Raw genomic sequence first — 26,295 nt, 5'->3', positions numbered from 1 at the left:
CCCGCGAGCAGTGCCCGCGGGCGTGCGATCACCAGCGGTAGTGCGCGAAGGCGCGGTTGGCCTCAGCCATCTTGTGGGTGTCCTCGCGCCGCTTGACGGCGGCACCCAGGCCATTGCTGGCATCGAGGATCTCGTTGGCCAGGCGCTCGACCATGGTCTTCTCGCGACGCTGCTTGGAGAAGCTGACCAGCCACCGCAGGGCCAGGGTCACCGAGCGGTCCGGGCGGACCTCGACGGGCACCTGGTAGGTGGCGCCACCGACACGGCGGCTACGCACCTCAAGCGCCGGCTTGACGTTGTCCATGGCCCGCTTCAGCGTGACCACGGGGTCGGTGCCGGTCTTCTCGCGAGCCTGTTCGAGCGCACCATAAACAATGCGTTCGGCCAGCGATTTCTTCCCGTCCAGCAGAACTTTGTTGACCAGCTGAGTGACCAGCTGCGACCCGTAGACCGGGTCGTTGACCAACGGACGCTTGGGCGCGGGTCCCTTGCGCGGCATCAGCTCTTCTCCTTCTTCGCGCCGTAGCGGCTGCGGGCTTGCTTACGGTTCTTGACGCCCTGGGTGTCCAACGACCCGCGGATGATCTTGTACCGCACGCCCGGGAGGTCCTTCACACGGCCACCGCGCACCAGCACCATCGAGTGCTCCTGCAGGTTGTGGCCCTCGCCGGGGATGTATGCGGTGACCTCGACCGCGCTGGTCAGGCGCACGCGCGCGACCTTGCGAAGTGCCGAGTTCGGCTTCTTCGGGGTCGTGGTGTACACGCGGGTGCACACGCCGCGGCGCTGCGGGCTGCCCTTGAGGGCCGCGGTCTTCACCTTGGCGATCTTGTCGCGGCGACCCTTACGGACCAGCTGGTTGATGGTTGGCATGTACCGGCTTTCTCTGTTCCTCGTCGTTCTGACGTGCGTGCTTGGTTCGTCTTAAGTTCTCTGTACTGCAGTTATGCCCGCGCGGGTTACCCCGCGTCCGGGCGTGTCGCATGCGGCCGCCGCGGACTGCTGGACAGTTTCACGGCACCCCGCGAGAGCGAGACATGCGAATTCGCCCGGCGTACAGGCATGCTGAGCCGTATCAGCCAGGCACGAACGTCCACAATACCAGGGCCGCATACCTCAACAAAACCCGCTGACCTGCGAATCTGCGATCGTTACTGCTCAGCGCAGCTGCATACCCGCGGCCAGCCGGGCCACCATGTCGGTGAACACGGCGTCGGTGTCGATGCCCGCCATCACCCCGGTCATCTCGAGCAGGACGAACCCGTGCATCGCCGACCAGAACTCCAGCGCGGCGTGGAACGCGGCGTCGCTCTCCAGCCCGAACGTGGCCAGCACCTCGATGACGGGCGCCGCCGCGGCCCTGGTCGCCTCGGTGAACTCGGGGTCGTCGCCCCCGAGCGGCATCCGGGTGAACGCCGAGTACCGGCCCGGGTGGTGGTGGGCGTAGCTGCGGTATGCGCTGGCCATCACCATCACCGCGTCGTCGGGGGTACGGCCCTGCCCGACGGTGTTGAGCATCTCGATGATGTCGCCGACCACCCGCATGCGCACCGTGCGGCGCAGGTCGTCGAGGCTGTGCACGTGGTTGTACAGCGACGGCCCCTTGGTACCGAGCTGATTGGCCAGGGCGTTGATGGTCAGCGCATCCCAGCCCTCGCGGTCCAGAAAGGTCAGGGCGGCGTTGACGATGGTGTCGCGACTGAGCTTGGCGGATCGCGGCGGCCGAGCTGCCATGCCACTCCCCCTCGCGTCGGTCTGTCGGCCGGGATCAGCCGGGCCAGCGAGCAACTCTAGTTCACCCGCTGTTGGCTGAGCTGCGCCAGTTGTTCGATCACCCCGCACAGATCGGGCATGGTGGTGGCGTTCATGGTCTGGATCGACCAGGTGATCACGTCGGCACCCTTGGCCACGTAGATGCTGCATGCGGTGTCGTCGAAGGCCTTGAACCCCTTGTTGCCGTCGACGGTCATCTCGGTCAGGGTGCGGCCGGCGCGCTCTTCGAGTTCCCGCTCGGTGTTCATGTCGCTGCCGCGGTACCACCAGGTGGAGATGCCCATGCCGGCGCCGACGCCGTCGGCCATCGTGTCCTCCTGCCAGAAGCAGCCGGCGTCACTGACCACCGCAGGGACGTAGAGGTTGGGGCCGGCCGCGGCGGCGATGTCGCCGTCGGTGATGCCGTTGCAATCCACGCTCTCGAAGCCCGCACCGCCCGTCGGCACAGCCGGCCCGTCCGCGCCGTCGTGTTCGGGCCCGCCGCATCCGGCCAGCAGCACGCCGATCGCCAGGCCCGCGCAGAGGCGGGCGGTGATGCGAATGCTCACGTCACATGTCCGAGCGCAGTGTCGCCGACAGCAGTTTCTCGGCGTCGATGCACGGATCGCCGGTGGTTTGCCCCCGGTACTGCACCCACCAGCTCAGCACTCCCGAGCCCGCCGCAGCCGTGGCCGAGCAGGCGGCCCCGGTGGTGTCGCGGCGCGCGGCGAAGGCTTTGTGCCGCTCGACCACGACGTCGGTGACGGCGGCGCCGCGGGCGGCGGCCAGGTCGCGTTCGCGTTGCAGGTTCCCGGCGTCGAACCAGGAGAACGTCACGTCGACGGTCGCCGTCCCAGCCCCGCGGCGGGAGAGGATGTACTGGCACACCGCCCCGCTGTAGGGCCGGGTGATCGCGTCGGCGCCGAGCATGGCCGCGACGGTGGTGTCGTCGAGCAGGCCGCAGCGGTTCTCGAGGTAGCCGTAGCTCCGGTCGGCGTCCACGGCGACGACGTCGGGACGCTGCGCCGTGCCGGTCACGGTCTGCGCACAGCCCGCAACCGTCGCCGTCGTGGCGAGCGCCACGGCGAGGGACCGTCCGACACCACCAATCACCCGGAGCATCGCAGCTCACGGTACCTGTCTTGGTGAACCCCGACAGTGCGAGCGCGCGACGTCGTAGGCTGCCGGTGTGACTTCATCGGTTGGTGGGCGTCTGTGCACGGTGAGCGGACTTGTGGTGATGGCTGCACTGGCCTCGGTGAATCCGGCGGCGCACGCCAAGAACGGCGATACGCACATCACCGGGATCGGCATCGAGCAGACCATCGACTGCAATCAAGCCACGCTGATCGTTTTGGGCAACAACAACCGGATCAACGCGCTCGGAACCTGCTGGGCGGTGACGGTCCAGGGTTCGTCGAACGTGGTGATCGCCGACAACGTGATCAACGACATCACGGTGTACGGCTGGGATCAGACGGTGTTCTACAAGAACGGCGAGCCGGTCCTGTGGGACCGCGGCCGCGAATTGGGGATGACAAACCGCATCGATCGGGTACCCGCCTAGGCATGCTGCTTCGTCGCCTGCCACTTCTCGGACTTGCCGGCGCCGCGACCTTCGCGGTGGTACTCACCGGATGCGGATCCACCAGTGACGACACCAATAGGCCGACGGCGACGGCCGGAACGTCGGGGGCGCAGGTCGAGATCGGCAACACCATCAACTACGGGTCGTTCGGCACCACCGCGGAGATCGACTGCGCCGACGGCAAGTCACTGAATGTCGGAGGTTCCAACAACACGTTGACGGTGGTCGGCACGTGCGCGAACGTCAACATCGGCGGCGCCGACAACAAGATCTCCATCGACCGCGTGGACACCGAGCTGTCCGTGGTCGGGCTGAACAACACAGTCACCTATCGCGACGGCGATCCCAAGGTCAACGACACCGGCAGCAACAACAGCATCACCAAGGGCTGACCGCTCCTACGCCTTCTGGCCGTGCCGGCCGGCGCCGGACGCGAACCGGGCCGCGCCCTCCAGCGATTCGGACGCCACCCGCGACAGACTGCCGAACTCGACGTCCATCGCTTCGGCCTCCGACATGCCCCACTGGCTCAGCACCGACATCCGGTCCGACCGCAGGCACTGCTGCGGCAGGGCGGCCAGCTCGGCGGCCAGTTCCTCGGCCCGGTGCCGCGCTTGCCCTTTCGGCACCACCCGGTTGGCCAGGCCGATGGCGAAGGCCTCGTCGGCATCGACCGCGCGGCCGGTCAGGATCAGGTCCATCGCTCGGCTGTGCCCGATCAGCCGCGGTAGTCGCACGGTGCCGCCGTCGATCAACGGGACGCCCCAGCGACGGCAGAACACCCCCATCACGGCGTCCTGCTCGACCACCCGCATGTCGCACCACAGCGCCAGTTCCAGCCCGCCGGCGACGGCGTATCCGCTGATCGCGGCGATCACCGGTTTGGACAGCACCATCCGGCTCGGCCCCATCGGCCCCGGTCCGGTGCGGTGCACCGGATTCGACTGCGGCGTGCCCATCGCCTTGAGATCGGCTCCGGCACAGAAGGTTCCGTTGTCGCCCCAGAGCACGGCGACGGCGGCCGACTCGTCCTTGTCGAACTCCTCGAACGCGGCGTGCAGCTCCAGCGCCGTCGGGCCGTCGACGGCGTTGCGCGCGCGGGGGCGGTCCAGCACCACCGTCGTCACCGCGCCGTTCTTCTCCACCCTCACACTCATCGGGCCTCCGTCAGTTCCACACCGTCGCGCCGCGAGACCATCTCGGCGGCGAAGTCTTCGTACGCGGCGCGCAGCGGCGCGCCGGGCCAGTCGGCGGGCAGTAGTGCGTCGGGCAGCACCGGATCGGTCAGCAGGTGACGCACGATGGCCGCCGCGACCACGAACCGTTGTGGAACGTCTCGCGCGGCGGCCATCCGGGCGAGAAGTTCCCGTCCGCGCGCCGCCCAGCCGGCCAGATCCCACAGTTGGGCGGCCAGCGCCACCGGGTCACCGTCGCGGGCCCGCAGCACACGCACCCGTGCGGTGATGTCGGCGCCGAGGTCGAGATCGACGTTCGCCGGGCGCATCCAGACACCCTCCCGCAGCTCACCGAAACGCCTGTCCTGCAAAGAGTTCCGCAACTGGGCCCGGGTCCTGGCGTCCGTGCCGACACTGGTGATGATCAGAGTGGTCCAGCTACCGTCCCAGTCGTGCCGCCGCGGGGTGATCGCGTCGTCCTGTCGGCGCTGGCGGGCCAGCAGCCGGTCCGAGAGCCGGTAGCCGTCCTGCGACCGCACCAGGTCTCCGGCGCCGACCATGCGCGTCAGGGCCACCCGCACCGTCGACTCCCGGATCCCGAAATCGCTGGTGAGCCGGATCAATTCGGCGGCGGTCGCCCACGCCGGGTGGGCGCCGAGCAGCACGCTCAGCACCACCGAGCGGGCCGTCATCCGCATCGGTCACACCCCGGAGGTGGTACGGCCGTGGTCACCGAACGGTTCGTCTCGTTGACGCACCGCCTCACGGAAGCCGTGTTCGCGGGCCTGCGCGACGAAATCGTGCCCCTCCGGCGTGTGGCGGGCGATACCGTCGAACACCGTCGAGATCATCGCGCTGTTGGCGACGCCCTGGTTGTACAGCGCGCTGTTCATCGCGAGCTTGACCATGATCAGCTGGTTGACCGGCACGGCGGCGATCCGTTCGACCAGTCGCTCGGTGCGGTCGTCGAGGTCGGCCGGGTCGGGGGCCTCCACGGCCAGGCCCCACTCGGCGGCCTGTGCGCCGGTGAGGCAATCCCCGGTCAGCAGAAGACGTTTGGCGCGTTGATCGCCCAGCCGGTGGGCCCACATGCCCGCCGCGGGCACACCCCACACCCGGGTGGGCGGATAGCCGATCTTGGCGTCCGCGGCGGCGATCACCTGATCGGCGTGCAGCGCGATGTCGGTGCCGCCGGCCACGCAGTAGCCGTGGATCTTCACCACGGTCGGCTTGTCGCACCGCATCAGGCTGGAGAAGCCGCGCACGAAACGGCTCATCATCTGATAGTCGACCATCGGATCCCACGGCCGATCGGGCAGATGGTTGATCGCCTGGGTCCTGCCGGACAACACGGTGTCGCGGTAGGGGCTGCCGCCACCCGCCGACGAGGATCCCTCGGCGTATGCCGACAGGTCGAAACCCGCACAGAAGCCTTCCCCGCGGCCGGATACCAGGATCACGTGGACGTCCGGGTCGAGGTCGGCGCGTTCGACGAGCGCCGAGAGCTCCAGGGGCGTGTCGGCGATGATCGCGTTGCCCTTCTCGGGGCGGTTGAAGGTGATACGGGCGACTCGGTCGGTGACCTCGTAGGTCATCGTCTTCAGGTTGTCGAAGTCGACGGGCCTGATCGCGTGGGTCATCAGGTTTTGACCATTGTCGGGTTGAGGTCCTCTAGCTGGGTATCTGGCATGTCTTTCATGTTACGTTTTTTCGACAGTCGCACAACAGCCGTAACAGCCATTTCGGGCCGATTCCCGAGGACGAATTTAGCTCGCGCGGGTGGAGAAATCGCGCGGCGGGCCCGACGATCCTGACGGACATGAAATATGACGAGTTCATCTCCAGAGTGGCCTCCAGTGTCGGTGTCAGCCAATCAGAAGCTGAGACACTCACCCGCGCGGTGCTGGCTACACTTGCCGAACGCATCACCGGCGGCGAGGCCCGCGACCTCGCCGCCCAGTTGCCTGTTCCGCTCCAGAACCCATTGCTGCCCGCGAAGGAAGAAGCCGAGGCCTTCGGTTTCGTCGAGTTCGTTCGCCGCGTCGCCGGCCGTAGTGGGACCGACGTCAATACGGCCGAGTTGGCTGTCGACGCGGTCTTCGATACCCTGCGCGATGCCGTCACACCGGGTGAGTTCAACGACGTCCTCAGTCAACTGCCTGACGACTTCAAGAGAGTGGGCATCCCGCCGCGGTAGGTGGCCACGACCGCGTCATGCCTTGACCAGAGCACGCTCGATGATCGGCGCCAAGTCCAGGCCGATGGGCAGCGTGCCGAAGGCGCCACCCCACTGACCACCGAGCCTGCTGGCCAGGAACGCCTCGGCGACCGCGGGATGGCCGTGGCGCGCCAGCAGCGACCCCTGCAGTGCCAGCGAGATGTCCTCCGCGACTTGGCGGGCGCGGTACTGGATGGTCTCGGGATCGCCGAGCTGGGGCCGCAGACGTTCGACGTGGGCGTCCAGGCGGGCGTCGTGCCCCTTGGTGGTGGCGAGCTCGTCGAACAGCACGTCGACGCACTCCGGCCGGGTGGCCATGGCGCGCAACGTGTCCAGCGCGCTGACGTTGCCCGAGCCCTCCCAGATGCCCATCAGCGGCGCCTCCCGGTACAGCCGCGGCATCCCCGAGTCCTCGACATAGCCGTTGCCGCCCAGACACTCCATCGCCTCGGCGGCATGCGGCGTGGCTCGCTTGCACACCCAATACTTGGCGGCCGCCAATCCGATTCTGCGGAGCAGGGTTTCGCGTTCGTCGCCGCGGACGGCGCGGTCGGTGGCGCCGGCCATCCGCATCGCCAGCATGGTCGCGGCCTCCGCCTCGACCGCGAGGTCGGCGAGCACGTTGCGCATCAGCGGCTGGTCGATCAGGTACGCGCCGAACGCCTTGCGGTGCTGGGCATGGTGGGCCGCGCGCATCAGCCCGTTGCGCATGCTCGTCGCGCTGCCCAGCGTGCAGTCCAGCCGGGTCAGGTTGACCATCTCGATGATGGTCGGCACCCCGCGGCCCTCCTCCCCGACCAGCCACGCCGTCGCCCCGTCATACTCCACCTCGCTGGACGCGTTGGCGTGGTTGCCCAGCTTGTCCTTGAGGCGCTGCAGGAACATCCGGTTGCGGGAGCCGTCGGGCAGGATCCGCGGCAGGAAGAAGCAGCTCAGCCCGCCTGATTTCCCGTCGCTTCGCTCGCCCCGGCCGGGCGTCTGGGCGAGCACCAGGAAGAGGTCGCACATCGGCGCGGACGTGAACCACTTGTGCCCGGTCAGCCGGTAGGTGCCGTCGCCTGTGGGGACAGCCTGCGTGGTGCCGGCCCGGACGTCGGAGCCGCCCTGCTTCTCGGTCATCGACATCCCCGCGGTGAGGCCGGGCTTGGTCGCCGGCACGGCGAGTTCGGGGTCGTAGATTCGGCTGGTCAGCAGCGGCTCGTAGAGCGCCGCCAGTTCCGGATTGTGGCGCAGGGCCGGGACGACGGCGTAGGTCATCGAGATCGGGCAGACGTGTCCAGCCTCCGGCGTCCACACCGACATCTTGGCGGCGCGCACCACGTGCGCACCCGGTCGGTCGTCGGCCCACGGTGCCGCGTGCAGACCGTGCCCGATGGCGACGCTCATCAGTTCGTGGTAGGCGGGGTCGTACTCGACCTCGTCGACGCGATGGCCGACGCGGTCATGGGTGTGCAGGACAGGACGGTTGCGGTCGGCGAGTTCGCCCCAGCGCTGGGCTTTGCGGCCGCCGGCCACTGCGCCCAGTTCGTGGACCTCGTCGACGCCCCAATCCCCGCCTTCGCGGATCAGCGCCTCGGCGAGGACAGGGGACGCGGCCGGGTTGAAGTCCTCCAGCAGGGGGACCTGATTGGCGACGACGTGCGTGCCCGCGGAGGTGCACAGCGTTGGAGCAGTAGGCATGCACACACTGTTACATTTTCTCGACGGCTGCACAAGAACATGTAACGTCGCCCTGATGGCCGGCGGGCCGACGTTAAGCTGCCCGAGTGGACGACCGCACGTCCGCGGTATCGGGCAGAGACGTCGGGCGCCTTCTGCTGCGCTGCGAGGACCGTCCCGGCCTGGTCGCCGCTGTCAGCGGGTTCCTCGCCGGTCGTGGCGCCAACATCATTTCCCTCGACCAGCACTCGACGGCGCAGTCCGGCGGGATTTTCATGCAGCGCACGATCTTCCATCTGGCGGGTCTGACGGCGGTGCGAGACGCGCTGGAACGATCCTTCGCAGAGCACGTGGCCGACGAATTCGGCATGGACTTCCGCCTCACGGAGGCGGCGAAGCCCAAACGCGTCGTGATCATGGCCTCGCGCGAGGACCACTGCGTGCTCGATCTGCTGTGGCGAAACCGCCGCGGTGAGCTCGACATGTCGGTGGTGATGGTGATCGCCAACCATCCCGACCTCGCCGACGACGTGCGCCCTTTCGGCGTGCCGTTCATCCACATCCCGGCGCACAGGGGGATTCGCGCAGAGGCCGAGCAGCGCCAGTTGGACCTGCTGCGCGGCAACGCCGACCTCGTGGTGCTCGCCCGCTACATGCAGATCCTGAGCCCGCGCTTCATCGAGGAGGTCGGGTGTCCGCTGATCAACATCCACCACTCGTTCCTGCCGGCGTTCATCAGCGCCGCACCGTACCACCGTGCGAAGGAACGCGGCGTGAAACTCGTCGGCGCCACCGCCCACTACGTGACGGACGACCTCGACGAGGGCCCGATCATCGAGCAGGACGTGGTGCGCGTCGACCACCGCCACGACGTCACCGATCTGGCGCGTCTCGGCGCCGACGTGGAACGGGCGGTGCTGTCACGTGCGGTGCTGTGGCATTGCCAGGATCGCATCATCCGCTTCGGCAACCAGACCATCGTCTTCTGAAGACCTGCGATTCTGCCGGCGCCGCTCGTACCAGCCGAGCAGGGTGATCACCGCCGCGGCCAGCGCCCAGCCGAGCAGCAGGTCGATCACGTAGTGCTCGGCGCTGTAGACGAGGGCGAACGCCATGATCAGCGGATACGCCACCAGCAGCGGGCGCCAGCCGCGCTGCACCCGGTTCCACAGGAACGCCGCGAGCGCCGCCGACATCCCGGCGTGCAGCGAGGGGATGGCCGCGACCAGGTTGACGCTCGCCTGCCCCTGATCGAGCAGCGCCGTGGCCGAGTGGAGGTTCAGCTTGCCCCAGCCACGGCCGACGATGCGTTCCACCCAGTCGTGGGCGCCGTCCTGACTGAACTGCATCGAACCGAGCACCCCGCCGTCGGGGACACCGCGGGCGGAACCGAACATGCACCGCGGACCGGACGGGCCGCCCTGGACGTCATCCGGTGTGCAGCGCGCCGCCGCCCACGGCGGCGCGGCGGGCAGCAGGACGTAGACGATCAGCGCCGCGAAGTTCAGGCCGACGAACAACCGTACGAACGCCTTCCATTCCTCGCGGTCGCGCAGCCACAGGATCCCCGCGATCACGTACGGGAGGATGAAGAACGACATGTAGACGCTGCTGATCACCACCTCCCACCACGGCGGGTACGGCAGCTTCAAGCGCTCCTGCAGCCATACGGTCGGCATGTTGCCGAAGAACATCCAACGGTCTGCGTCGGCCTGCCAGTGCCACAGTGTGGGCCGGCCGACGAGCGTGGCGGCACCCCTGCTGAGGTCGTAAGCAATCAGCACCAGCGCGAACGGCAGCCAGTCCCGCACGACGTAGAAGACCCGCCTACCCTGGCCGATGCTCGCGGCAGCAAGTCCGGTGCAGATATAGAGCAACAACAGTTCTCGGTTGAACGCGAACCCGTCGGTGACGGTGCGCCACACCACGACCGTCGCCCACACCCCGACGGTGACCCATCGGACGATCCGCAGCCTGCGGCCACGCCGGTCGACCGGCGGTTCGGTGGTGACCTCAGACGTCAGCGCAATCGACGGCTGATCGTCAATCGCGGACACGGAGGCCTTTCGACAGGGCGCGCCGGGTTCCCGGCGCTTCCCTATTTAACCGCCTCGCCACCAGGTGTTGGATAACCGTTCAGCGACAAAGCGGGTGGCAGGGCCTCTAGAGGTGTTCGCGGAGGAAAGCGATGTCGTCTTTGCGGCCCTCGTCGGAGGTCTCGCAGATGACCGGCGCACCGGCTGCCTTGACCACGGCGACCAGCAGTTGGGGGTCGATCTGGCCCGAGCCGAAGTTCGCGTGCCGGTCGGCGCCGGAACCGGCCGCATCGCGGGAGTCGTTGCAGTGCACCAGGTCGATGCGGCCGGTGATTCCCTTGATGCGTTCCACGGCGTCGACCAGCGCTTCGCCGGCCGCCCAGGCGTGGCAGGTGTCCAGGCAGAACCCGATGCCGGTGTCGCCGATGCGGTCCCATAGCCGGGCGATGGTGTCGAAGTGCCGCGCCATGGCGTGGTCGCCACCGGCGGTGTTCTCCAGATAGACCGGCACGTCGGTGTCCAGATGATCGAGCGCCTTGACCCAGCGCTCGAAGCCGGCCTCCATGTCGTTGTCGTCGGCGTGGCCACCGTGCACGATCACCGCGGTGGCGCCGACGTCGGCGGCCGCATCGCACGTGTCCTGCAAGATCTTGCGCGACGGGATGCGCACCCGGTTGTTGGCCGACGCGACGTTGATCAGATACGGCGCGTGCACATAGACCGGGATCGGCGAGGCCTTGAGCGCCTCGGCGTCCTCGCGGGGTTTGGGCTTCTTCCAGCTCTGCGGATTCCCGAGGAAGAACTGCACGACATCGGCGCCGTCGGACTGCGCCGCGGCCAGGGGGTCGTCTCCGTGGACATGCGAACCTATGAGCACGTCGCCGAGTCTAGTGACGGGCGCCGACGGACCGGCCTCATGTCTGCGCTGCGAGCAGGAAGCCCAGGTATGCCAGGTAGGCCCCCACCATGCCGCCGCCTTCCGCCCGGCTCACCCTGCGGCCCGACAGGAAGATCGGAATGCAGATCAGCGCGACCGCGACCATGATCGGGATGTCGATGTCGACCAGGCTGGAGGGCAGCCACAGGCCCTCGGCGGGCACCAGACACGTCACGCCGAGGATCAGCAGGATGTTGTAGATGCTGCTCCCGATGAGGTTGCCGATCGCTATGTCGCGGTCGACGCGCACTATCGTCACGACGGTGGTCACCAGCTCGGGCGCCGAGGTTCCGATGGCCACCACGGTGAGTCCGATCAGCGCGTCCGAGACGCCGAACTGCCGGGCCATCCCGACCGCTCCGTCGACGAGCCAGTCGGCGCCGATCACGACGACGACGATGCCGCCGATCGTCATACCGACGTGGGTCATGGTCCGGCGCCGGACGTCGGTGACCGTCGCCTGGACCGGCTCCGTCCCGAACTCGGCGGCAAACTCCTCGGCGATGGCCCGCGATTCGCGCCTCGCTGACCAGATCACCGCGGCGGTGTAGCCGACGGCGGCGGTCACCAGGATGGCGCCGTCGAGCCGGGAGAGCCGGCCGTCGGCGGCCAGCGCCCACAACAGCAACGCCGCCGCGGCCATCATCGGCAGCTCGAACCGGTTCGTGCGCATCTGAAGACTCAGCGGGACCAACAGCGCGCTCAGGCCGAGTATGAGCAGGATGTTGACGACGTTGGTGCCGGCGATGTTGCCGACCGCCAGCGCACCGTTGCCTCCACCGGCCGACACCACGCCAACGGCAAGCTCGGGCATGCTGGTGCCGATCGAGACCACGGTCAGCCCGATGATGATGGGGCTGATGCCCAGCCGGGCCGCGACCACGGCGCCGCCCCGGACCATGATCTCCGCGCCGGCGATCAGCACCGCCAGTCCGATCAGGAACCACAGCGCATCGACCAGCATTCCGGAAGATTACTCGCCGCAGCCCGGTACCTGCCGCGGACCGTTTACCTGCCGCAGCCCGGTCACACCTACCGTGCCCGCGCACGAAAAAGCCCCCACCCCGGCGGGGTGAGGGCTCTTTCGTCGACTTACCGGTAGTCCGAGTAGCCGTAGTCGTCCAGCGGCACCGCAGCGCCGGTGGCCTGACCGAAGTCCGGGCTGTAGTACTGATCCTCGTAGGACGGGATCGTGTACGCCGCGGCCCGGGCCTCCTCGGTCGGCTGAACCTGGATGTTGCGGTACCGGTTGATGCCGGTACCGGCCGGGATCAGCTTGCCGATGATCACGTTCTCCTTCAGACCCTGCAGCTTGTCGCTGCGGCAGTTGATCGCCGCATCGGTCAGCACACGGGTGGTCTCCTGGAACGACGCCGCCGACAGCCACGAGTCGGTGGCCAGCGACGCCTTGGTGATACCCATCAGCACCGGACGACCGGCCGCGGGCTCGCCGCCCTCGGCGACCACCCGACGGTTCTCGGTCTCGAACTCGCCACGTTCGGTCAGCGAACCGGGCAGGAACTCCGTCGAGCCCGAGTCGATGATCGTGACGCGGCGCAGCATCTGCCGGACGATGACCTCGATGTGCTTGTCGTGGATCGACACACCCTGGGCGCGGTACACCTCCTGGACCTCCTTGACGAGGTGGATCTGCACCTCGCGCGGGCCTTGGACGCGGAGCACCTCGTGCGGGTCGGCCGAGCCTTCCAGCAGCTGCTGGCCGACCTCGACGTGGTCGCCGTCGGTCAGCAGACGCTCGGAGCCGTCGTCGTGCTTGAACACCTTCAGGCGCTGACGACGCGAGAGCTTGTCGTACACGACCTCCTCGCCCCCGTCGTCGGGAACGATGGTGATCTTGTAGAACTTGTCGCTCTCCTCCAGGCGCACGCGGCCGGAGACGTCGGCGATCGGAGCCCGGTTGCGCGGGATACGCGCCTCGAACAGCTCCTGCACGCGGGGCAGACCACCCACGATGTCGGCACCGCCGGTGACGCCACCCTGGTGGAAGGTACGCATGGTCAGCTGCGTGCCGGGCTCACCGATCGACTGCGCGGCCACGATGCCGACAGCCTCACCGATGTCGACCAGCTTGCCGGTCGCCATCGAACGGCCGTAGCACATCGCGCACACACCGGTGCCGGTGCCGCAGGTCAGCACGGAGCGGACCTTGACCTCGGTGATACCGGCGGCCAGCAGCGCATCGATGGCCGGGTCACCGAGGTCGTGCCCACGCTCGACGACGACGTTGCCGTCGGCGTCGACCGCATCGGTGGCCAGCGTCCGCGCGTACGCGGAGGTCTCGATGTGCTGATCGCGCACCAGCGAGTCGCCCTGCAGCTCGGCCAGCGTGACGGTGATGCCGCGCTCGGTCTCGCAGTCGATCTCGCGGACGATGACGTCCTGCGACACGTCGACCAGACGACGGGTCAGGTAGCCCGAGTCGGCGGTACGAAGCGCGGTGTCCGCCAGACCCTTACGGGCGCCGTGGGTGTTGATGAAGTACTCCAGCACCGTCAGGCCCTCGCGGAACGAGGACTTGATCGGACGCGGGATGAACTCACCCTTCGGGTTGGTCACCAGACCCTTCATGCCGGCCAGCGTCCGCGTCTGGGTGAAGTTACCCGTGGCACCCGAATCCACGATCGTGATGATCGGGTTGTCCTTCGGGTAGTGCGCCCGCAGCGCCTGACCGACCTCTTCGGTCGCGTCCTGCCAGATCTTCACCAACGCTTCGTTGCGCTCGTCGTGGTTGAGCTTGCCGCGCTGGTACTGCTTCTCGATGCCGTCGGCCTCGGCCTCGTAGCGCTCGAGGATCTCCTGCTTCTCCGGCGGCACCAGCACGTCGGCCATCGACACGGTGACACCCGAACGGGTGGCCCAGTAGAAGCCGGCATCCTTGAGCTTGTCCACGGTCTGCGCGACCACGATCATCGGGTAGCGCTCGGCCAGATCGTTGATGATCCGCGCCTGCACCTTCTTGTGCATCTGCTCGTTGACGAACGGATAGCCCCGTGGCATCAGCTCGTTGAACAGCACACGGCCCAGCGTGGTGTCGGCGGTCCAGGCGTCGCCCGGGTTCCAGCCGTCCGGGAACCGCTCGGCCTCGACGTCGGCCGGCGGGCGCAGCTGCGTCAGCCGCACCCGGATCTTGGCCCGCACACTCAGCGCGCCACGGTCCATCGCCATGATGGCCTCGGCCGGCGAGCTGTACACACCGCTCTCCGGCTGATCGTCGGCTGCCGGGGTGTACTCGCCCTTGTCACCCTCGATCTCGGTGGTCAGGTAGTACAGGCCGGTCACCATGTCCAGACGCGGCATGGCCAACGGGCGGCCCGACGCCGGCGACAGGATGTTGTTCGAGGACAGCATCAGGACGCGGGCCTCGGCCTGCGCCTCCGCCGACAGCGGAAGGTGCACGGCCATCTGGTCACCGTCGAAGTCGGCGTTGAACGCCTCACACACCAACGGGTGCAGCTGGATGGCCTTGCCCTCCACCAGCTGCGGCTCGAAGGCCTGGATACCCAGGCGGTGCAGCGTAGGTGCACGGTTCAGCAGCACCGGGTGCTCGGCGATGACCTCTTCGAGGACATCCCACACCTGGGGGCGCTGACGCTCGACCATGCGCTTGGCGCTCTTGATGTTCTGCGCGTGGTTCAGGTCGACCAGACGCTTCATCACGAACGGCTTGAAGAGCTCGAGAGCCATCAGCTTCGGCAGACCGCACTGGTGCAGCTTCAGCTGCGGGCCGACCACGATGACCGAACGGCCCGAGTAGTCGACGCGCTTACCGAGCAGGTTCTGCCGGAAGCGGCCCTGCTTGCCCTTGAGCAGATCGGACAGCGACTTGAGCGGGCGGTTGCCCGGCCCGGTCACCGGACGGCCGCGGCGGCCGTTGTCGAACAGCGCGTCCACCGACTCCTGAAGCATGCGCTTCTCGTTGTTGACGATGATCTCGGGCGCGCCGAGATCGATCAGTCGCTTGAGCCGGTTGTTGCGGTTGATGACGCGGCGATACAGGTCGTTGAGGTCCGACGTCGCGAAGCGGCCACCGTCGAGCTGCACCATCGGGCGCAGTTCCGGCGGGATCACCGGCACGGCGTCCAGAACCATGCCCATCGGCGAGTTCGAGTTGGTCTGGAACGCGGCGACGACCTTGAGTCGCTTGAGCGCCCGCAGCTTCTTCTGGCCCTTGCCGTTCTTGATGGTGTCGCGCAGCGACTCGGCCTCGGCGTCGATGTCGAAGTTCTCGATGAGCTTCTTGATCGACTCCGCGCCCATGGCACCCTCGAAGTACTCGCCGTACCGGTCCTGCAGCTCGCGGTAGAGCAGCTCGTCGACGATCAGCTGCTTGGGAGCCAGCTTGGTGAACGTCGTCCAGATCTCGTCGAGCCGGTCGAGCTCACGCTGAGCCCGGTCGCGCAGCTGGCGCATCTCGCGCTCACCGCCGTCGCGCACCTTGCGCTTGACGTCGGACTTGGCGCCCTCTTCCTCGAGCTCCTTCATGTCGGCCTCGAGCTTCTGGGCGCGGGCCTCCAGATCGGCGTCGCGCTGGTCCTCGATGGCCTTGCGCTCGACGGCCATCTCGGCCTCCAGCGTGGACAGCTCGTTGTGCCGCATCTCGTCGTCGACCGCGGTGATCACGTAGGCCGCGAAGTAGATGATCTTCTCGAGATCCTTCGGGGCCAGGTCCAGCAGGTAGCCCAGCCGGCTCGGCACGCCCTTGAAGTACCAGATGTGCGTGACGGGTGCGGCCAGTTCGATGTGGCCCATCCGCTCACGACGCACCTTGGCACGGGTCACCTCGACGCCGCAGCGCTCACAGATGATGCCCTTGAACCGGACGCGCTTGTACTTGCCGCAGTAGCACTCCCAGTCGCGAGTCGGTCCGAAGATCTTCTCGCAGAACAGGCCGTCCTTCTCGGGCTTGAGCGTGCGGTAGTTGATGGTCTCCGGCTTCTTGACCTCACCGAAGGACCAGTTGCGGATGTCGTCCGCGGTCGCGAGACCGATGCGGAGTTCATCGAAGAAGTTGACGTCTAGCACGTAACTCCCTTTCCCCTTGCGGGATTTGTAGCCAATAACACTTAGCGCCGCGGCGGTGCCGCGAGTCAGGCGAGATCTTCGACAGAGGCAGATTCGTTGCGGGACAGGTTGATTCCGAGGTTGGCAGCGGCGCGCTCCAGGTCCTCGTCGTCGCCGTCACGCATCTCGATCGCCGCGCCGTCAGAAGACAACACCTCGACGTTGAGGCACAGCGACTGCAGCTCCTTGAGAAGCACCTTGAACGACTCCGGGATGCCCGGCTCGGGGATGTTCTCGCCCTTGACGATCGCCTCGTACACCTTGACGCGGCCTACGGTGTCGTCGGACTTGATCGTCAGGAGCTCCTGCAGCGTGTACGCCGCACCGTAGGCCTGCATGGCCCAGCACTCCATCTCACCGAACCGCTGACCACCGAACTGCGCCTTACCGCCCAGCGGCTGCTGGGTGATCATCGAGTACGGGCCGGTCGAGCGGGCGTGGATCTTGTCGTCCACCAGGTGGTGCAGCTTGAGGATGTACATGTAGCCGACCGTGACCGGGTACGGGAACGGTTCGCCACTGCGGCCGTCGAACAACACCGCCTTGCCGTCGGCGTTGACCATGGTCTCGCCGTCACGGTTGGGCAGCGTCGCGCCGAGCAGGCCCTGCAGCTCGCCTTCCTGCGCACCGTCGAACACCGGCGTGGCCACGATGCTGTCGGCCGGGGCCGAGAGCATGTGCTCGGGCAGCTTGGCCGCCCAATCCGGGGTTTCGCCGGCCACATCGATGTTCCAGCCGGCCTTGGCGACCCACCCGAGGTGGGTCTCCAGGATCTGGCCGATGTTCATACGACGCGGCACACCGTGGGTGTTCAGGATGATGTCCACCGGGGTGCCATCGGGCATGAACGGCATGTCCTCGACGGGCAGGATCTTGCCGATGACGCCCTTGTTGCCGTGGCGTCCGGCGAGCTTGTCGCCGTCGGAGATCTTGCGCTTCTGGGCCACGTAGACGCGGACCAGCTCGTTGACGCCGGCGGGCAGTTCGTCGTCGTCCTCGCGGCTGAACACGCGGATGCCGATGACCTTGCCGGACTCACCGTGGGGCACCTTCAGCGACGTGTCGCGGACCTCGCGGGCCTTCTCGCCGAAGATGGCGCGCAGCAGGCGCTCCTCGGGGGTCAGCTCGGTCTCGCCCTTCGGGGTGACCTTGCCGACCAGGATGTCGCCGTCACGGACCTCGGCGCCGATGCGGATGATGCCGCGCTCGTCGAGATCGGCCAGCACCTCATCGGAGACGTTCGGGATGTCCCGGGTGATCTCCTCGGCGCCCAGCTTGGTGTCGCGGGCATCGATCTCGTGCTCCTCGATGTGAATCGAGGTGAGCACGTCCTCCTCCACCAGACGGTTCGAGAGGATGATCGCGTCCTCGTAGTTGTGACCCTCCCACGGCATGATCGCCACGAGCAGGTTCTTGCCCAGGGCCATCTCACCGTTCTCGGTGCAGGGCCCGTCGGCGAGGACCTGACCGGCCTCGACGCGCTGCCCGGCGTCCACGATCGGACGCTGGTTGGCGCAGGTGCCGTGATTCGAGCGGGCGAACTTGCGCATCCGGTAGGTGTGCCGGGTGCCGTCGTCGGCCATCACGGTGATGTAGTCCGCGGAGACCTCCTCGACCACACCGGCCTTTTCGGTGACGACCACGTCGCCGGCGTCGATCGCGGCGCGCAGCTCCATACCGGTGCCGACCAGCGGGGCCTCGCTGCGCACCAGCGGAACCGCCTGGCGCTGCATGTTGGCACCCATCAGGGCACGGTTGGCGTCGTCGTGCTCGAGGAACGGGATCATCGCCGTCGCGACCGACACCATCTGGCGCGGCGAGACGTCCATGTAGTCCACCTCGGCGGCCGACACGAACTCGACCTCGCCGCCCTTACGGCGGACCAGCACGCGCTCCTCTTCGAAGCGGCCGTCGGCGTCCAGCGGCGAGTTGGCCTGCGCCACGACGTGGCGGTCCTCCTCGTCGGCGGTCAGGTAGTCGATCTGGTCGGTGACCACACCGTCGATGACCTTGCGGTACGGGGTCTCGATGAAGCCGAACGGGTTGACCCGGGCGTACACCGACAGCGAACCGATCAGGCCGATGTTCGGACCCTCGGGAGTCTCGATCGGGCACATGCGGCCGTAGTGGCTGGAGTGCACGTCGCGAACCTCGAGGCCGGCACGCTCACGGGACAGACCGCCGGGGCCCAGCGCCGACAGGCGGCGCTTGTGGGTCAGACCCGACAGCGGGTTGTTCTGGTCCATGAACTGCGACAGCTGGCTGGTGCCGAAGAACTCCTTGATCGCCGCCACGACGGGACGGATGTTGATCAGGGTCTGTGGCGTGATCGCCTCGACGTCCTGGGTCGTCATGCGCTCACGCACGACGCGCTCCATACGCGAGAGGCCGACCCGGATCTGGTTCTGGATCAGCTCGCCGACGGTGCGCAGGCGACGGTTGCCGAAGTGATCGATGTCGTCGACCTCGACGGGAACCTCGACGCCGCCGGGGGCGGTCATCGTGTGGTCGCCCTGGTGCAAGCGCACCAGGTACTCGATGGTCGCGACGACGTCCTCTTCGGTCAGCGTCGAGCTCGTGATCGGCTGGCCGGCGTTCAGCCCCAGCTTCTTGTTGACCTTGTAGCGGCCCACGCGGGCCAGGTCGTAGCGCTTCTCCTTGAAGAACAGGTTCTCCAGCAGGGTCTGCGCGGACTCCTTGGTGGGGGGCTCGCCCGGCCGCAGCTTGCGGTAGATGTCCAGCAGCGCCTCGTCGGTGCCTGCGGTGTTGTCCTTCTCCAGCGTGCTCATCATGATCTCGGAGAAGCCGAAGCGCTCGGTGATCTGCTCGTTGGTCCAGCCGAGCGCCTTGAGCAGCACGGTGACGGGCTGACGGCGCTTGCGATCGATGCGGACGCCGACGGTGTCGCGCTTGTCGACGTCGAACTCCAGCCACGCGCCGCGGCCGGGGATCACCTTGACGCTGTGCAGCGTCTTCTCCGTCGACTTGTCGATCGACTCGTCGAAGTACACACCGGGCGAACGCACCAGCTGGCTCACCACGACACGCTCGGTGCCGTTGATGATGAAGGTGCCCTTCTCGGTCATCATCGGGAAGTCACCCATGAAGACCGTCTGGCTCTTGATCTCACCGGTGTTGTTGTTGATGAACTCGGCCGTGACGAACAGCGGTGCCGCGTACGTCATGTCCTTGTCTTTGCACTCGTCGACCGGCGCTTTGACCTCGTCGAAGCGCGGATCGGAGAACGACAGGGACATCGAGCCCGAGAAGTCCTCGATCGGCGAGAGCTCTTCGAGAACCTCCTGGAGACCGCCCTTGGGGTCTACGTCGCCGCGCTCGGCCGCGCGCCGGAACCAGTCCTCGGCGCCGATCAGCCACTCGAACGACTCGGTCTGAACGTCGAGAAGCCCCGGAACCTCAAGCGGTTCGCGGAGCTTGGCAAAGGAAATTCGGTTTGGTGCTCCGGGAACGGAGTTGTTAGTGGTTGACTCGATCTGGCGGGACCCTGCCAAGATGCATCCTTCCAGCACCTAATGCGGCTGTTCGGGAACCGGAGAAGCCGATCCCGTATTCGCCGCGTTTCTGCGTCGGTTCGGCCGGCTTCACCAACCACCCGGACGCACGGCATGCGTCTAGATCGCTGAGCGGGGGCTCAGGCTAGGACCACATGATTAGTGCGGGTCGGAAAGAGCGAGGTGGGCAGGATTCAGCCAGCGCAACGTCCAACGATAGCGCAGGACGGCCTATTCCTCAACCCTCGAGGCAGCACGGTGCGCTACGGAACTCCGGTCGCTGGCCGGCGGTCCCAACTGCTGTCATCCATGCACACATTGCTGGCCAATAGATTGGCGCGGTTTCGCCCTTCCGTCAAGAGATGACGCGGTGTTTGTGGAGTTTTCTGTGAAGACTTCGTCCGGGTCGACCGCGCAGGTGGCGAAGTCGATCCCGAACAAGATCGTCGCACCGTAGCTGAACAGCCAGTCGAGAAAGGTCTGACGCTCGGCCGGTCCGGGAAGCACGTACGCGGTCGCCGCGCCCCGGCTGGTGTGGATCGTCAGGGTGTCACCGGGAGCGCCGTAGTAGCCCGACGACGGCGACGGCGCCCCGGCGAACATGTCGGTGAGCCACCCGGCGCTGATCATCTCGGCGGCCCTGACGTTCGCCAGCCTCGGCCATCCGGTGATCAGGTTCATCGACGCCTGGATCAGCAGGTTGCCGCCGGTCATCGTGTCACCGTGGGATCCGTGTGCGAGCTTGACGCCGTTGAAGCCGCCGGGCCGCCACTGCTCCAGCGCGGTGTTGGTCGCCCCGGACAGGTTCCAGTAGTAGGACTTCGCCCCGAGGTTGTAGATGGGAAAGTCGGCGGGCAGCTTGGCCAGGGCGCGCGGAGTGACGTCGCCGAAGCCGACACCGTCGAGCATGACCACGCCGGCGAGCTTGGTGAACGTCGCGTTCTGGCTCATGTATCCCGCGACGCCGGCTGCGAGCCCGCCGCCGGCGGAGTGGCCCACCAGCGCGACCTTGCGCACGCCATCGAGCAGTGTGCTGCTGTAGCCGGCGGCCAGCGCGCTCTGCGCCAGCGCGGTGTTGCCGTCGATGAACAGGCCGGCCATCGCCTTGTGCATCGGCGATCCCCCGACCCAGCAGCCGTCACAGGCCAGGAAGTTCGACGTCAGCGACGTGGCGACGACGATGCTGTGGGTGGCCTCGGCCAGCCGGGCCGCGGTGTGGCTGTAGAACGCGCCCGACGCGAGGAAGCCGTGCTGCAGATGGATGAGGCGCGTCGGCGGCGTACCTGCGGGCACGTACCAGTCGGCCGGAACCTCGTAGCCGTCCCCGCAGTCGATCGTCAGCGACGAGCTGCGGACGGTGACGGTGCTACTCCACGGCAGCAGCGGCGGACCGCCGAGGACGCGGACGGCGAAGGTATAGATGTTGAACACGACGGCGCCCAGGGCGCTGAGCAGTGTCTCTTGTTTCGGGGCCGCGGCCGTGGACTCCGCGGCCACTTCGGGTCGAGTCGCGGTGAACGAGGCCAGCGTCGTCTGGCCGGCCTCCTGAGCGGGCTCGGCCACCGCAATGTCATCGCGGCGTTCGGAAGCCGCGATCACGTCGGTCCGCCGCTGCGTGGGTTCCTCGGCTGGTTCCTCGGGGGCGACCTCGTCGGGTTCTTCGACCTCCGCGCGTTCTTGGGCCTCGTCGGGTTCTTCGGCCTCGTCGGGTTCTTCGGCCTCCGCGGGTTCTTCGACCTCCGCGGGTTCTTCGGCTTCGTCGGCGCTCTTGTCCTTGTCGGTGTCGGTGGGCGCACTCGGTTCTGCCTGCGAGGACTCCGACGTCGCCGTCGCCTCGGCCGTTTCGGACTCCGCGGCCGCCACGCCGGCGCCGGCCAGCAATGCCGCCGACACCCCGGCGGTGATCACGCCGGCACCCACCAACACCGACAGCCGGTCGCCCATCGCTGACCCCTTCGTCCGATCGGGCAGAAACTTATCGCGGTGGCCGGGGCCCCGACGTGGTTTGCCTAAATCACACCCGGACGGGATCGCGGCGCGGCAGTGGATCCGTGCACACGGCCACGACCGGAGCCACCGGGCACACGTCCATCGCGGCTGCCGCATACGGGGTTGGGCCGTTGAGCTGCACGCTCGACGGCGGCGCGAACCAGGATCCGGTGACCAGGCTGACCGGTGACACCGACGACCGGTACAGCCGTTCGGTGTAGGTGCCGTCAAGCATGTCGTTGATCCAGCCGGCGGTCAGGATCTCGTTGGCCTCCACGTTCCACGGTGACGAGAAACCGGTCGCCAGATAGGCCATGAACTGCACGATCCCGCTGGCGCTCTGCATCGAGTCGGAGTGGTGCCCGCCCTGCACGAGCACGCCGGTGAACATGTCGGGCCGGGCCTGCTGCAGGCGTGCGCTCGCATGCCCGCGGTTGTTCCACGAATCGGGGACGGCGGCGAGGTTGTACACCGGAATCGATCGCGGGATCTTCGCCAGGTCGGCGCTCAGCACGCCGACCAGGCCCGCACCGTCGAGCATCACGACCCCCGCGAGAGCGTCGGCTCCACCGCGCTCGACCAGGTATCGCGCCGCACCGACGGCCAGGCCACCGCCGGCAGAGTGGCCGGCCAGCACCAGCCTGGTCGGCAGCACGCCGTGAAAACCGGCCTCGCGCGCGCTGGCAGTGAGCGCGGCGCGGTCACCGGTGAACAGGTCGGCGACGACGCGGTGCGTGCTCGGCAACATCAACGGGTAGTCGTCGGTGTCGAAGACGTTCCAGGTCAGCGTCGGCGCGACCACGATGCTGTTGGTCTTCTCGGCGAGATACGCCGCGGTGGCGCTGTAGAACGCAGCACTCGCGAGCATGCCGTGCTGCAGGTAGATCAGGCCTTTCGGCTCGGTCTTACCGGGCGGGAAGTACCAGTCGGCGGAGACCACGACGCCGTTGGCCAGCGTCAGCGAAGACCGCTCCACCCGGACCCGGCTCCCGAACGGTGCACGTGGCGGCCCGGCCAGGAACTGCATCGTGCCGGTGTACCAGTTGTAGAACATCGTGCTGAGGTCCTCGACGACGTCGAAGAGGTTGAACGCCGAGGCGCCGGTCCACGGCGACCCGGCGGCGGCGACCCGCATGACCGCGGCGCCTTCGGGCGCCGCGAGGTCGGTCTCGATGGACTCCACCAGCGTCGACGGCGCCTCGGGCGCGGACTCCACCCCATCGGGCGCCGGTTCTGCGGCCGGCACCGGTTCTACGGCGACAGGCTCGGCCTCGGCCTCGGTCGCGGGCTCGGGTTCGGGTTCGGCGGAGGGGTCGGTCGCCGGGATCGCATCGTCGGGCTTGGGGAACTCCCCGGCGGGGGCGTCTTTCCCGTAGTCGCCGCCCTGGTCGTCGTCGCTGGACTCGTCCTCGACCTCGTCCTCGTCCTCGACCTCGGTCTCGTCGTCGTCCTCGGTCTCGTCGCTGGACTCGTCCTCGTCGCCCTCGGTCTCGTCGCCGCCTTCGGTCTCGGTCTGGCCGTCCTCGGACGGGCCCGCGTTCGGCGCAGCGTTGTCGCTGTCGTCGGCCCCGGTCGAGGCCTGACTGCCGCCCGCGGACGGGGCGCCGTCATCGGCGGCCGCGACGCCGGCCCCGGCCAGCATCGCCGCCGAAACCCCGCCTGCGAGGACGCCTGCTCCCAGCCACACTCGATAGCGGTCGACCATCTCTCTCCCGGGTTTCGTGCGCCGACATGCGATTCTGGCAAACTGTATAGGCAAGCGGCTTAAATTTTCAAGAGGAAATTGACGCTGATGCTCATGTCGGTTGAAACCAGTGTTCTACGCGCTGCTGAAGCCGACTGCACCTACTCCTGGAGCAGGTCCGATGCGGATTTCGATTCCATCGACACAGAATCAGCAACGCCGGCGTCGGGCAATGGCGGGACAACGCGCTAGACGGACACAAAAAAAGACGCGCGCGCCACAGGGACGCGCGCGTCAGCGCAGCCCAGCAGACGCCGGGCGCAGGGACTTACCTAAGGACGGCGATCAGCGCTCGCCGGCGACCGGGATACGGCCGGTCGGAGCGTCGTCGTCGTGGCGGTGTGCCGGTTCCCCAGCGAACTCGTGGGTGGGGTACTGGCGTGTGCCTTCGAGGTCGTCGCGGATCGCGGCCTGCGCGGCCGGCGGCAGGGTGTGCATGATCTCGCGCACGCGGGCCTGGCGACGGCCCACGGCCTGGCGCTCCGGCATACCCGGGGTGGCCTGGACCTGCGGCGGCACCCCTTCGATCTCCTCGACACCACCGTCGTGGTGACCGGCGTCGATCATGGCCTGCTCTTCGGCCATCGTCGACTCGTCCTTCTCCTCCGACATACCGATCGGGCCGATACGACGGCCGTTGAGGAACTGCTTGACCACCGGCTCATCGCTGGTCAGCAGCACCTCGCGAGGCCCGAACATCACCAGCTTCTTGCGGAACAGCATGCCCATGTTGTCGGGCACCGTGCGCGCGATGTTGATGTTGTGCGTGACGATCAGAATCGTGCAGTCGATCTGGGCGTTGATGTCGATCAGCAGCTGCGACAGATACGCGGTACGCACCGGGTCCAGGCCCGAGTCCGGCTCGTCACAGAGGATGATCTGCGGGTCGAGCACCAGCGAACGGGCCAGGCCGGCACGCTTGCGCATACCACCGGAGATCTCACCGGGGAACTTGTTCTCGTCACCTCCCAGACCGACCAGGTCCAGCTTCTCCATGACGATCTTGCGGATCTCGCTTTCCTTCTTCTTCGTGTGCTCACGAAGAGGGAACGCGGTGTTGTCGTAGAGGCTCATCGAGCCGAACAGCGCGCCGTCCTGGAACATGACGCCGAACAGCGTGCGGATCTCGTAGAGCTCCTTGGCCGAGCACTCGATGATGTTGGTGCCGTCGACGATGATCTTGCCGCGCTCGGGGCGCAGCAGGCCGATCAGCGACTTCAGAAACACCGACTTACCGGTACCGGACGGGCCCAGCAGCACGCTGACCTCACCGGCGGGCAGGTCGAAGGTGACATCTTCCCAAATTCGCTGGGCTCCGAAGGACTTGGTCAGCCCCTCAATCTGAATGCCAATGCCCACGCGAATTCCTTCCACCAAAGCCGAACGTGTCGCCACAGAATTTCACACCTGTGGCTTGAGTCACTGTAACCTACGCGCTTGCGCGGCAACACTCGGTCCGCCGAGACCGCCTGCCCGCTTTCCGATCAGACAACTGTGGGGCCGGTCTGTTTGCCAGACCGGCCCCACAGCTTCGCGATTGCGGCGAACTACTTGACGGTGACCGACGCGCCGGCAGCCTCGAGCTTGGCCTTGGCGTCCTCGGCGGCCTCCTTGTTGACCTTCTCCAGCAGCGGCTTGGGGGCGCTGTCGACGAGGTCCTTGGCTTCCTTGAGACCCAGGCCGGAGACGATCTCGCGAACGACCTTGATGACGCCGATCTTCTTGTCGCCGGCACCTTCGAGGATGACGTCGAACTCCGACTGCTCCTCGGCGGCCTCGGCGGGGGCACCACCGGCGGCGGGGCCGGCAGCGGCGACGGCGACCGGAGCCGCAGCGGTGACGTCGAAGGTCTCCTCGAACTGCTTCACGAACTCAGAGAGCTCCAGCAGGGTCATTTCCTTGAACGCGTCGAGCAATTCGTCGGTGGACAGCTTGGCCATGATTGGTCCTTCCTAGTTACTTCTGTGGGTGGTCTTGGTATCAAGCAGCGGATTCTGCTGAATCCCCTGCGGCCTTCTTTTCCTGCAGAGCTGCGGCCAGGCGAGCGACCTGGGACGCAGGCGCCACAAACAGCGCCGCGGCCTGGGACTGCTTCGCCTTCATCGCGCCGGCCAGCTTGGACAGCAGCACCTCGCGCGACTCCAGGTCGGCGATCTTCTCGACCTCGGAGACGGACAGCGCGCGACCGTCCATGTAGCCGCCCTTGACGACCAGCGCCTTGTTGTCCTTGGCGAACTTCTTGAGCGCCTTGGCGGCGTCAACCGGCTCACCTTCGATGAACGCGATCGCGGTCGGGCCGGTGAAGAGCTCGTCGAGCCCCTCGATGCCGGCCTCTGCCGCGGCACGCTTCACCAAGGTGTTCTTGGCGACGGTGTAGGTCGCCGACGAACCCAGCGACCTACGCAGCTCGGCAAGGTTGGACACCGTCAGGCCGCGATATTCGGTGACGACGGTGGCCGTCGCCTCCTTGAACTTCTCGGCGATGTCGGCGACCGCGGTGGCCTTGTCAGCCTTGGCCATGCTTGCCTCCTCGTGATGGTTGGGACGTCCACCAACCGGCAGATCACGAGGGTCCGGGAAAACACAAGCGCCCCGACGCAGAC

General features: G+C 67.3%; 23 protein-coding genes. 4 read left to right on the top strand and 19 right to left on the bottom strand.

All coding sequences use genetic code 11. The annotated features are described in order from the left end of the window. Positions 1 to 28 precede the first annotated feature (28 nt). From rpsG to ACXMYJ_RS09590, 5 genes are all read right to left on the bottom strand, one after another. On the bottom strand, positions 29 to 499 hold the full coding sequence (gene rpsG, locus ACXMYJ_RS09610) for a 30S ribosomal protein S7 (RefSeq protein ID WP_260757240.1): 471 nt from the start codon (positions 497 to 499) through the stop codon (positions 29 to 31). Then, positions 499 to 873 (bottom strand): 30S ribosomal protein S12, encoded by a 375-nt coding sequence (gene rpsL / locus ACXMYJ_RS09605; protein WP_003929602.1) that lies wholly within the window; start codon positions 871 to 873, stop codon positions 499 to 501. The genes rpsG and rpsL overlap by 1 nt, the downstream gene beginning before the upstream one ends. 285 nt (positions 874 to 1,158) lie before the next feature. Continuing rightward, the gene (locus ACXMYJ_RS09600) at positions 1,159 to 1,734 is read right to left on the bottom strand and encodes a TetR/AcrR family transcriptional regulator (protein ID WP_460355696.1); all 576 of its coding nucleotides are present in this window, start codon (positions 1,732 to 1,734) and stop codon (positions 1,159 to 1,161) included. A 56-nt stretch (positions 1,735 to 1,790) separates the two neighbouring features. Then, positions 1,791 to 2,321 carry a DUF3558 domain-containing protein gene (locus ACXMYJ_RS09595; protein ID WP_460355694.1) on the bottom strand — a complete coding sequence of 177 codons (531 nt, stop codon included), beginning with the start codon at positions 2,319 to 2,321 and terminating at the stop codon, positions 1,791 to 1,793. 1 nt (position 2,322) lies between these two features. Next, a complete protein-coding gene (locus ACXMYJ_RS09590; protein ID WP_460355691.1) occupies positions 2,323 to 2,874 on the bottom strand; it encodes a DUF3558 domain-containing protein in 552 nt (183 codons plus the stop codon). 118 nt (positions 2,875 to 2,992) lie between these two features. Between ACXMYJ_RS09590 and ACXMYJ_RS09585 the strand changes: the two genes are divergently transcribed. Both ACXMYJ_RS09585 and ACXMYJ_RS09580 read left to right on the top strand, forming a co-directional pair. Further along, the gene (locus ACXMYJ_RS09585) at positions 2,993 to 3,319 is read left to right on the top strand and encodes a DUF3060 domain-containing protein (protein WP_260757952.1); all 327 of its coding nucleotides are present in this window, start codon (positions 2,993 to 2,995) and stop codon (positions 3,317 to 3,319) included. Between the two features lie 2 nt (positions 3,320 to 3,321). After that, positions 3,322 to 3,732, top strand: coding sequence for a DUF3060 domain-containing protein (locus ACXMYJ_RS09580; protein ID WP_260757204.1), 411 nt, complete (start codon positions 3,322 to 3,324; stop codon positions 3,730 to 3,732). A gap of 6 nt (positions 3,733 to 3,738) precedes the next feature. Here ACXMYJ_RS09580 and ACXMYJ_RS09575 read toward each other — a convergent pair whose 3' ends face one another. Genes ACXMYJ_RS09575 through ACXMYJ_RS09565 form a run of 3 tightly spaced genes read right to left on the bottom strand, consistent with a single transcriptional unit; the run spans position 3,739 to position 6,155 of the window. Continuing rightward, positions 3,739 to 4,497 carry a crotonase/enoyl-CoA hydratase family protein gene (locus ACXMYJ_RS09575; protein ID WP_443188120.1) on the bottom strand — a complete coding sequence of 253 codons (759 nt, stop codon included), beginning with the start codon at positions 4,495 to 4,497 and terminating at the stop codon, positions 3,739 to 3,741. Then, positions 4,494 to 5,207, bottom strand: coding sequence for a PaaX family transcriptional regulator C-terminal domain-containing protein (locus ACXMYJ_RS09570; protein ID WP_460355720.1), 714 nt, complete (start codon positions 5,205 to 5,207; stop codon positions 4,494 to 4,496). Before ACXMYJ_RS09570 ends, ACXMYJ_RS09575 begins: the two co-directional genes overlap by 4 nt. A 9-nt stretch (positions 5,208 to 5,216) precedes the next feature. Beyond that, a complete protein-coding gene (locus ACXMYJ_RS09565; protein ID WP_460355688.1) occupies positions 5,217 to 6,155 on the bottom strand; it encodes a crotonase/enoyl-CoA hydratase family protein in 939 nt (312 codons plus the stop codon). Positions 6,156 to 6,334: 179 nt separating this feature from the next. Here ACXMYJ_RS09565 and ACXMYJ_RS09560 point away from each other — a divergent pair, with 179 nt between their 5' ends. Next, positions 6,335 to 6,712 (top strand): DUF2267 domain-containing protein, encoded by a 378-nt coding sequence (locus ACXMYJ_RS09560; RefSeq protein WP_460355686.1) that lies wholly within the window; start codon positions 6,335 to 6,337, stop codon positions 6,710 to 6,712. A 15-nt stretch (positions 6,713 to 6,727) separates the two neighbouring features. On the opposite strand, the gene ACXMYJ_RS09555 is transcribed toward ACXMYJ_RS09560, so the two are convergent. After that, entirely contained in the window at positions 6,728 to 8,413 is a 1,686-nt protein-coding gene (locus tag ACXMYJ_RS09555; protein ID WP_443188122.1) for an acyl-CoA dehydrogenase family protein, read from the bottom strand. An 86-nt stretch (positions 8,414 to 8,499) separates the two neighbouring features. Here ACXMYJ_RS09555 and purU point away from each other — a divergent pair, with 86 nt between their 5' ends. Continuing rightward, complete coding sequence (purU, locus tag ACXMYJ_RS09550) at positions 8,500 to 9,381, top strand: formyltetrahydrofolate deformylase (RefSeq protein WP_460355683.1); 882 nt, start codon at positions 8,500 to 8,502, stop codon at positions 9,379 to 9,381. On the opposite strand, the gene ACXMYJ_RS09545 is transcribed toward purU, so the two are convergent. From ACXMYJ_RS09545 to rplJ, 10 genes are all read right to left on the bottom strand, one after another. Beyond that, complete coding sequence (locus ACXMYJ_RS09545; protein WP_443187342.1) at positions 9,313 to 10,449, bottom strand: phosphatase PAP2 family protein; 1,137 nt, start codon at positions 10,447 to 10,449, stop codon at positions 9,313 to 9,315. The two genes, purU and ACXMYJ_RS09545, sit on opposite strands and share 69 nt — an antisense overlap. Before the next feature lie 106 nt (positions 10,450 to 10,555). Further along, positions 10,556 to 11,305, bottom strand: coding sequence for a deoxyribonuclease IV (locus tag ACXMYJ_RS09540; protein WP_260757198.1), 750 nt, complete (start codon positions 11,303 to 11,305; stop codon positions 10,556 to 10,558). Between the two features lie 37 nt (positions 11,306 to 11,342). Beyond that, positions 11,343 to 12,329: a calcium/sodium antiporter gene (locus tag ACXMYJ_RS09535; protein ID WP_460355681.1), complete on the bottom strand. Its 987-nt coding sequence runs from the start codon at positions 12,327 to 12,329 to the stop codon at positions 11,343 to 11,345. Between the two features lie 128 nt (positions 12,330 to 12,457). Then, positions 12,458 to 16,408 carry a DNA-directed RNA polymerase subunit beta' gene (locus ACXMYJ_RS09530; RefSeq protein ID WP_460355679.1) on the bottom strand — a complete coding sequence of 1,317 codons (3,951 nt, stop codon included), beginning with the start codon at positions 16,406 to 16,408 and terminating at the stop codon, positions 12,458 to 12,460. 65 nt (positions 16,409 to 16,473) lie between these two features. Beyond that, on the bottom strand, positions 16,474 to 19,977 hold the full coding sequence (gene rpoB / locus ACXMYJ_RS09525) for a DNA-directed RNA polymerase subunit beta (RefSeq protein WP_460355676.1): 3,504 nt from the start codon (positions 19,975 to 19,977) through the stop codon (positions 16,474 to 16,476). Positions 19,978 to 20,262: 285 nt separating this feature from the next. Next, positions 20,263 to 21,903 (bottom strand): hypothetical protein, encoded by a 1,641-nt coding sequence (locus ACXMYJ_RS09520; protein ID WP_460355673.1) that lies wholly within the window; start codon positions 21,901 to 21,903, stop codon positions 20,263 to 20,265. 70 nt (positions 21,904 to 21,973) lie between these two features. Then, the gene (locus ACXMYJ_RS09515; RefSeq protein WP_460355671.1) at positions 21,974 to 23,653 is read right to left on the bottom strand and encodes an alpha/beta hydrolase; all 1,680 of its coding nucleotides are present in this window, start codon (positions 23,651 to 23,653) and stop codon (positions 21,974 to 21,976) included. 324 nt (positions 23,654 to 23,977) lie between these two features. After that, positions 23,978 to 25,051, bottom strand: a complete 1,074-nt coding sequence (locus ACXMYJ_RS09510) for an ABC transporter ATP-binding protein (protein WP_460355668.1) — start codon at positions 25,049 to 25,051, stop codon at positions 23,978 to 23,980. A 188-nt stretch (positions 25,052 to 25,239) separates the two neighbouring features. Then, positions 25,240 to 25,632: a 50S ribosomal protein L7/L12 gene (gene rplL / locus ACXMYJ_RS09505; RefSeq protein WP_260757191.1), complete on the bottom strand. Its 393-nt coding sequence runs from the start codon at positions 25,630 to 25,632 to the stop codon at positions 25,240 to 25,242. Positions 25,633 to 25,672: 40 nt separating this feature from the next. Next, positions 25,673 to 26,212, bottom strand: coding sequence for a 50S ribosomal protein L10 (gene rplJ, locus ACXMYJ_RS09500; RefSeq protein WP_260757190.1), 540 nt, complete (start codon positions 26,210 to 26,212; stop codon positions 25,673 to 25,675). Positions 26,213 to 26,295 lie beyond the last annotated feature (83 nt).

It is taken from the genome of Mycobacterium sp. ZZG (assembly GCF_054786995.1).
Note: the sequence above shows the minus strand (reverse complement) of the source record. Positions and strands in the feature narration are given on the sequence as shown.